The 7,678-nt window shown below is 38.3% G+C and carries 7 protein-coding genes and 2 pseudogenes; 5 read left to right on the top strand and 4 right to left on the bottom strand.

Annotation, left to right across the window (positions count from 1 at the left end; translation table 11 throughout):
* Nucleotides 1-94: 94 nt before the first annotated feature.
* The 3 genes from ADU73_RS10380 to ADU73_RS10005 all read right to left on the bottom strand — a co-directional run bounded on the left by ADU73_RS10380 (nucleotide 95) and on the right by ADU73_RS10005 (nucleotide 2,849).
* Nucleotides 95-882, bottom strand: a protein-coding gene (locus ADU73_RS10380; RefSeq protein ID WP_080487858.1) for an IS5 family transposase whose coding sequence is annotated in 2 segments (ribosomal slippage) — nucleotides 95-624 and nucleotides 624-882 — 789 coding nt in all. Because the reading frame shifts where the segments join, the coding sequence is not laid out codon by codon here.
* 109 nt (nucleotides 883-991) lie between these two features.
* Entirely contained in the window at nucleotides 992-1,927 is a 936-nt protein-coding gene (locus ADU73_RS10010; RefSeq protein ID WP_057802899.1) for a replication initiation protein, read from the bottom strand.
* 709 nt (nucleotides 1,928-2,636) lie between these two features.
* The gene (locus tag ADU73_RS10005; protein WP_062913475.1) at nucleotides 2,637-2,849 is read right to left on the bottom strand and encodes a hypothetical protein; all 213 of its coding nucleotides are present in this window, start codon (nucleotides 2,847-2,849) and stop codon (nucleotides 2,637-2,639) included.
* A 381-nt stretch (nucleotides 2,850-3,230) separates the two neighbouring features.
* On the opposite strand from ADU73_RS10005, the pseudogene ADU73_RS10375 reads away from it, so the two are divergent.
* The 5 genes and pseudogenes from ADU73_RS10375 to ADU73_RS09985 form a co-directional block, all read left to right on the top strand.
* Nucleotides 3,231-3,377, top strand: a pseudogene (locus ADU73_RS10375) (MobA/MobL family protein); the annotation flags it as partial.
* Between the two features lie 241 nt (nucleotides 3,378-3,618).
* A complete protein-coding gene (locus ADU73_RS10000) occupies nucleotides 3,619-4,398 on the top strand; it encodes an alpha/beta fold hydrolase (RefSeq protein WP_062913474.1) in 780 nt (259 codons plus the stop codon).
* Between the two features lie 422 nt (nucleotides 4,399-4,820).
* Nucleotides 4,821-5,741 (top strand): IS30 family transposase, encoded by a 921-nt coding sequence (locus ADU73_RS09995; protein WP_096836077.1) that lies wholly within the window; start codon nucleotides 4,821-4,823, stop codon nucleotides 5,739-5,741.
* A 283-nt stretch (nucleotides 5,742-6,024) separates the two neighbouring features.
* The gene (locus ADU73_RS09990; RefSeq protein WP_062913473.1) at nucleotides 6,025-6,408 is read left to right on the top strand and encodes a hypothetical protein; all 384 of its coding nucleotides are present in this window, start codon (nucleotides 6,025-6,027) and stop codon (nucleotides 6,406-6,408) included.
* 143 nt (nucleotides 6,409-6,551) lie between these two features.
* Nucleotides 6,552-6,719 (top strand): annotated as a pseudogene (locus ADU73_RS09985) (recombinase family protein); the annotation flags it as partial.
* Between the two features lie 170 nt (nucleotides 6,720-6,889).
* On the opposite strand, the gene ADU73_RS09980 reads toward ADU73_RS09985, so the two are convergent.
* Nucleotides 6,890-7,456, bottom strand: coding sequence for a DUF536 domain-containing protein (locus ADU73_RS09980; RefSeq protein ID WP_062913471.1), 567 nt, complete (start codon nucleotides 7,454-7,456; stop codon nucleotides 6,890-6,892).
* Nucleotides 7,457-7,678: the final 222 nt, after the last annotated feature.

Raw genomic sequence — 7,678 nt, 5'->3', positions numbered from 1 at the left:
TGGTTGTTGCCACCAATGAATGTTGCTTTAACAGCAAATATCCCGAATTAACAACAACTAAAGTTTGCATCTAGTTTTTTCCCTAAGAAGCTGTCTAAAATCTCTTAAGTAATAGTGCTAAAAACGCTAAAACGACCATTTGCAGACTGGTGGTTAATTGACGCTCACAATTTTTCCAAAGTCGCCGACAATTCTCTAGCCAACTAAAAGATCGTTCGACTACCCAACGTTGGGGCATGACTTCGAATCGATGCAACTCATTGCGCTTCGCAACCTGCACGGTTGCGTTTAAATTACTGGCTACATCGAGCTGAAAATTAACGCCTGAATAACCACCATCAACTAAGACATTTTGAACCTGGCGTAAATGCATGGCATGTAAAGCGATCATGGCACTGGCCCCGTCTCGATCAGAGACGTTCGCTCGCGTCATGTGAATGGCCTGCGGAAAGCCATTGATATCAACTGCCAGATGGCGCTTAATCCCCGAGATTTTCTTACCAGCGTCGTAACCTTTGTTTTCAGCAGTAGCGGTGTTTTTGACGCTCTGAGCGTCAACGATAATAAAGGAAGTTAAAGCTGAACGTCCCTGGTAAGTTCGCCGAGCAATGACAATTTTTTTAAAACTTGTTCCAATAAAGAATCAGCCGTAGGCTCAGCTTTAGTTGACCAAATTTTGTAATAGTTGTAAACTGACCGCCATTCTGGGAAATCACCGGGGACTTGACGCCATTGGCAACCGGTTTTCAAGACATATAGGACCGCACAGAAGACCTCGTAGAGGTCATATTTTCGAGGCTTAGTTCGCTTACGAAAATTTTCTAAAGCTGGTCGAATTAATTCAAATTGTTGCCGAGTAATATTGCTGGGATAATTTTTCATAGCTTAAACTCGCTTTTTACATAGAAGTATATCAAAAATCATAGATCTTGGACAGCTTCTAATGGCTTGTTTTGATACACCAAACTCATCAGCAAGTTCTCTAATAGTTTTAGGCATGATTTCCAAACCCCTTTCGGAGTTCAGCAAGCATTTCTTGTCTTGTCTGATCTCTTATTGTTTTATCATGCTCAATCTGTCGTTCGGCTAAAATCTGTTTTTCAGTTGAGCCTAGTGGTAGGCCTTTAACTTTATCGGTAGCACGCCATTTTTCTTGTTCTGTTAATTCACCATTATTCTGGATATTAAAAAGTTTTTGACGCTCATCTTGGAACTTACCTTGAGAAAAGTCGTTTGCGTCTTTTCTTTCAGGCTTCCAAGTAAAAGTATAACCAATCACTGGTTTCCCACGACCTTTACCATATTTTTTTCGTATAGTTAGGCCTCTAAACAAAGGGGTTAGTTCTTCCTTAATTGGGCGAATAACCCTAGATTCAACGTTCGCAGGCTTACTCCAATAGCTTTGTGGAATATCTAGTAGTTCAAAGAAATCATTTTTAGAAAAATAAGCATAACCAGTGGTTCGGAATTGTTTAAGAATACGAAAAGTTGTTTTTGCGTAACTACTCTTTAAATCTCGGAACTCTGTCAAAGCATAACGAACCCAACTTTCGAGATTATTTAGAAGTTTCAACGCTTTGGGATAAATTTGAATATCAACATAAGGAACGTCTGCAGATCCCTTAATTTCAAATCGAGTGAACATGACAAACATCTCTCTATCAAGACCATCTTTACTTCGAGAGCCAAATCTAAGACCTAGTATTTTTTGATATGTACTTTGTATGTCATCAATAAACCGATTATTTGCGGTTGGCTTATAGGCACTTAACTCTTTTAACTGATCAAAGGTAAATCTAACAGTATCATCACCTTTATCACGCATTCTAGAAACTACAGAAAAGAACAAGTTCATTTCTACAGGAGTAAACCTTCGCAAGGGGATTGTATTTAATTCAGGGTCATATTTGACTAATTCATTGCTCATAAAATAACCTCCTTGAATAATACTACCTTATTTGAATACAGGAGTAAATAAATGTAGTCGATAAACAGACAAAATGTAGTCGATAAACAGACAAAATGTAGTCGATAAACAGACAAAATGTAGTCGATAAACAGACAAAATGTAGTTGATAAACTTCTGTACGCCTTGGGGGAGTAAGGCTTATAAGGGGTCTAAAAGAGGTTTAAAAGAGGTTTATAAAAGAGGTTTAAAAGAGGCACTACTGTACGAGGCCAAAACCTAGAATCAAAAAACACAAAGGAGTGAGCCAAAAAACAGGCTCACATTAAACTCCAGTCGCTATGCTCCTTGCGCCTCACTCTGTTCGTTGCCTAAAAGGTGTGGCAAGCCACATTTAATCGGGCGCTAACGCCCCGAACCCCGTCCAAGCTGAGCCAGCTTAACCGCTTTTTCACTCGCCGTTAGGCAGGAAAGCAAAGTTTTATAGAAACTTTGGCTTTCGCCAATTCAGTGTTAAGACTGGTTTAGAGCTATCAATTCCTTATGCTCCCACGCTTTGCTCGTCCGCTACCATTGACAGCAAATAGTTAGCTTTTCTAAAACCTGATAAAGGTTTAACTGCTATGTCCCTTTTTAAGGGCCTTATTTTTTGTTCTCAGCAATTTTAAGACTATTTATATATATTTATACCAAAGCAAAAATAAAAAGCCCTCAGTAAGCTTTTAGAGGGCTAGATGACGGAATCTGGGCGATTACTAATATCTTCTTGCCTTTTTTGCAAAATATAAGTATCCAGGGAATCATACAGATTCCTTTTGATCTCGCCAGGTTCATTGACAAAAGCTTCAAACAATTCTTGAATATCAACTTGCCAAGGATCAGCGAGCATTTCATCAATTGGTTTTAATACTTTCTTTTCGTCCATCTTAATTACTCCTAACATCAAAATAATGACTTCAAGTTTAGATTCACAGATCTTACAACACCGTTATTCGAAAATTGTTACCAATCTTATAAAGATTCTCTGCACAAAGCAATTAAAAAATTTTGGCTTAAAACATCGTAATCTGTAATAGTTTTTAAGTATTTGAAGTATAGCAAATTTAGTTGATTTGGACGCATATATTGAATTAAAAATGTATTCAATTCAATAACTAAAAGCCTGATTTCATAGCTATCAGCAGACCAAGTGAAACGAGGTCAATGCGCACTTATACATAGAATAAATTCTATGTTGTGCTAACCCCCAAAATCCTGTATTAGAAGTCGCCGATGGCGACAACAAGGTCAAAACCCATAGAATCAAAGGAAGACGGTGACTGACATGGCAATATTCCACATGAGTTTTAGTAATATTAGTGCTGGTAAAGGACGAAGTGCGATTGCCAGTGCCGCTTATCGAAGTGGTGAAAAGCTATTTGATGATAAGGAAGGTCGCCACTATTTTTATGCCCGATCGATCATGCCAGAGTTCAATTCCTACAGATAGCATTAATATTAATAAATAGCTTTGATGTATATAAATAGAATTAATAGTATATTTGTTATTGAAATGACGAAAGTAAGATGGAAAGCCTATATCAAAAATTGCTGATGCTATGTTTATAATATAATTTTTGTTTAATGTTTTTTGTTAATGACGGTTATCCGTGCATACTGTAAACCAAATGATATAATGACAATGTTTGGTCAATAACTAAGGAGGCAGTTTTATGTCTGAGTATATTACTGTAAAAGACGGAACTAGGATATCATATGATGTTCATGGAGAAGGAAGCCCAGTACTTCTAATTCACGGTGTTACTGACTGTAAAGAGACTTATGATACGGATTTGCCGTTTCTAACTAAAAATCACCGTGTTTATCGTTATGACCTTCGAGGCCATGGAGCTTCAGATCATCCAAAGCATCCATTTACCCTAGAGAACCATATCGAAGATGCATTGGCAGTCATCTCAAAACTGAATTTGCACAATTTTGTCTTGTACGGTGGCTCCTTGGGAAGCTACATAGCAGAAGCAGTTGCAACCAAAATTCCACAAGACTTAAGTGGCTTGATTTTGAATGTCTCAGCTGCACATAATCCAGCATCAGCGCTTGCTGACACGGCAAAGAATGACAATATCCCCTTAGACAAAGTTGAAAGGAGAGATTATTGGATTCGCCACTTAACCATTGATAAGGATAATATCAAGCAACTAACAGATTCAGGATTTCAAAAAAACAGCTTGTCTCCTGAGGATGAAGATAGAGCGCTAAGATCTATAACGGCATTTGATTTTAGAAATGAATTGCCAAAAATCACATGTCCGACCTTGATTACGAGTGGTTTGTATGATCCCGTCAATGGGCCATCAAAAGGAATTGAGATTCAGAAGTATATTCCGAATGCTTGCTTTGTGGTCTTTAAATCAGGACATCTTCAACGACTTGAGATGCCAACAGCCTACCACCATGTTGTTGATGATTTTATCGAAACAGTTGCTCGCTAAAATGGCAATAGCGTCAGGTATCATCAACTCAACAAGAACCAACACATTTGCTAGTTTTAAAAGTGAGTATGCGTCTGCTGACCAATAATGAAAAACGTAACACATGCTTGAGAGGATAACGTAAAAGCGGGTACCAGAGTCCTTTAGAAATTGGTCAACACGTTGTCACTTTTTTATCCCTTTATCTATGAGCTTTGACTACCTTGAAATCGAGGCTTTTGTGTTCCATCAAGGGTGTAGCGGATAGCATAGTGCAGAAGGGCGGGCAAAATGGCCTTAGCGATTTTTAACTTATTATCAATAATTTTGATACCTAGATTGCATAATTAAAGTTACCACCCAGAAAATGTGAAAAAAGACCTGTCCGTTCTTGCTAAAATGGTGTTTGCATAACATACCATCTAGAGAGAAGGACAGGTCCCATGGCCATTATAACCTTAATTGAACGATCTCAGATAGAACTGATGCAACACCACACGATTCAATACATCGCTGCGACCTTAGGCCGCTCTCGTATTTCTATTAGGCATGAGCTTCACCGTTGCCCTGAAGGTGATTACTCCGCCATTATAGCTCAGGATCATGCCGATACTTGTCGGCATCGTTGTGGTCGGCACTCGATTTTAACGCCTAAGTTGAAGCGGATGGTAACTGAGAGGCTAACCTTAGGTTGGTCCCCTGAAATGGTCGGTTATGCCGTTCACTGTGCGCCACACACGATTTACCACTGGATTTATCAAAGACAAGTCGATTTTCAGCCAAGTCAACTCTTTGATCACGGTAAACGTCATAAAAGAAGACAAGACCTTCGGTCGCGCTATAACCAAGCAGTAGGCACCTCAATTGAGATTCGCAGTGAGTCAGCTAATCGGCGAACCGAAAAAGGACATTTAGAGATGGATACAGTTCGCGGTGGTCGCGGGTCAAAGGCTGCTGTTTTGACCATTGTCGATCGGGTCACACGTTTAATGGCGACAACTAAGCTTGAAAACTTATCACAAAATGCTGTTCTCAAGGGTTTTGCAAGACTGATGGTGGACTTTCCGGGTCCGGTTCGATCAGTGACGGTTGATCACGGTAAAGAGTTTTCCTGCGATCAGGCGCTTACAAAGCGCTATCGGATACCGGTTTACTTTTGCCACGCCTATCACCCGAATGAACGGGGCACAAATGAACGGTTCAATCGAGAACTTCGCTACTATTTCCCGAAGGGAACACAGTTTGATCAGGTTTCAGAGGCCAATATTCAACGAGCCACAGCGCTTATCAATAACAAACCCAGAAAATGTCTCCGTTGGCAAACCCCAGTTCAAGCAGTGAGCAAGCCTCTTTCTAGGTGGTAACTTTATTATTGCAATCTAGGCTAATATTACTCTTGTTGAGGGATTACTTGATCCAGGGTTCATTTTTAACAAGGACGAATTAAAAAAATATAGCGCTGGACAGATACTTAAACAAATACTTGAAGACAGTTCTGGCGAAACAGAACGGTTTGAATTTAAACTTGGTTTGTATTCGTTCAATCCACAGACGCAAAAGAAAACTTTCAACACGAAACTAGTATCCAATATAGCAAAAAAAGCAACTTCTTTTGCCAATACTCCGAGTCATAAGAGTTCTTACATCATGATTGGTATTGCCGATTCTGATTCTGATTCTTATAACGCATCTGACCTTGGAATAGAACCATTTAAGATAGAACCTATTTCCATTGTTGGGATTAAAAGAGATTTAATATTAAGTGGCAAAAGTATCGATGAGTATTATCAACATTATTTCTCAGCACTATCTCAAGAGCCTGTTAGTGAAGAGATGATGACAATGTTAAAAGGCATAAAAAGTTATACCTATAACGGTTTCCCAGTATTATCCATTAAAATAGATAATACTGGGAAACCTGAACCCTACAATGGTAAGTACTATCGTAGAGAAGGCACTAATACTGTTGAGCTAAATGTACCAGACTTAATAAGTCTAACGCAAAATTTACAAAAACATATGGATGATTAAATCTGATATTAGAAAAAGCAGGACTTATTCTATTTTAAAAGCTCAAAACGGCCACTAGGGTATACCCTAGTGGCCTTTTTTATTTCTGCGCTATACTAGGAATTATAAATGTTCACTAGAACTGTCCAAAAGGAGAACTGGAAATGGCTAAAATCGGTTATGCGCGTGTTAGTTCCAAGGAGCAACATTTAGATCGACAGTTAGCGGCTTTAAAAGACGTTGATAAATTATTTACGGATAAATTAAGTGGGGCTAACACTAATCGGCCAGAACTGCAAAAAATGCTGGCCTATATTCGTGAGGGTGATATTGGACAGGCCTAGTTCACAAAAGGTTTCGATTTTAATTCGTTCGGAATAGGTTATACTAGACAAAAGATCAGCTCCTAAAAGATGGGTTTGTGGTAAACACCATTTTAAAGGAAGCTGATCTTTTTTGTCCGAACAGCGTTCGGATTAATTTTACAATCTACCATTGATTGTCACCAAAAATGCCACCAACTATTATTGGTGTTGTTCTTAAATGTTTTCTTTTGTCTATTACCATATTCAGCAACTTTATTTTCATTTTGATTGTCGTTTTTATCCTTGATGTGACTGGTATTAGAACTATTCGTCAAGGTATCGTCCTTGTCGTTTAATTGTTGCTGATGAGTAGCACTAGAAGATTCAAACAAGCCACTCAGTTTCTGAACGTGTTCTTTTAATCGATGGTTCTCTGCAACCGTTGCTATCTGTAATTTTTGCTGCTGATCTAAGGCTTGTTGTAAATTTGCAATTTGTTGATCTTTAACATCAAGTTGCTTCAGCAAGATTTGATCAATATTTTTGTCCTTGTCGTTTTCAGCTTGCCGATTTGGTTGTCGTTCTTGTCGTTTTTGCTTGTCAAAATTAGCAAGCATTTTAACGCCTTGGTTGTCTATTTCTAGATGGTTTTTAACTTTGTAAGTGTGTTTGCTTCGAAAGCCATTAATGCTATTAATACGTTGATTAATAGCTTGTTTTGACAATTTAAATTCTTCTGAAAGTTGCCGAATAGTCTTGCCCAATAGTTTCACCGCCTAATTAATCCGCCTTAAATTATAAGTTAAAAACGACAAGAAAACCAATCGACAACCAAGTTTAAGTTTTGCTTGTCGATTGGTTTTCTTTAGGTATCAATCTTCAAGCTAAACTATAATTGATTTGGTTCTGGTTGTTGCCACCAATGAATGTTGCTTTAACAGCAAATATCCCGAATTAACAACAACTAAAGTTTGCATCTAGTTTTT

This window comes from Pediococcus damnosus (assembly GCF_001611155.1).
Lineage (GTDB): Bacteria > Bacillota > Bacilli > Lactobacillales > Lactobacillaceae > Pediococcus > Pediococcus damnosus.
Note: the sequence above shows the minus strand (reverse complement) of the source record. Positions and strands in the feature narration are given on the sequence as shown.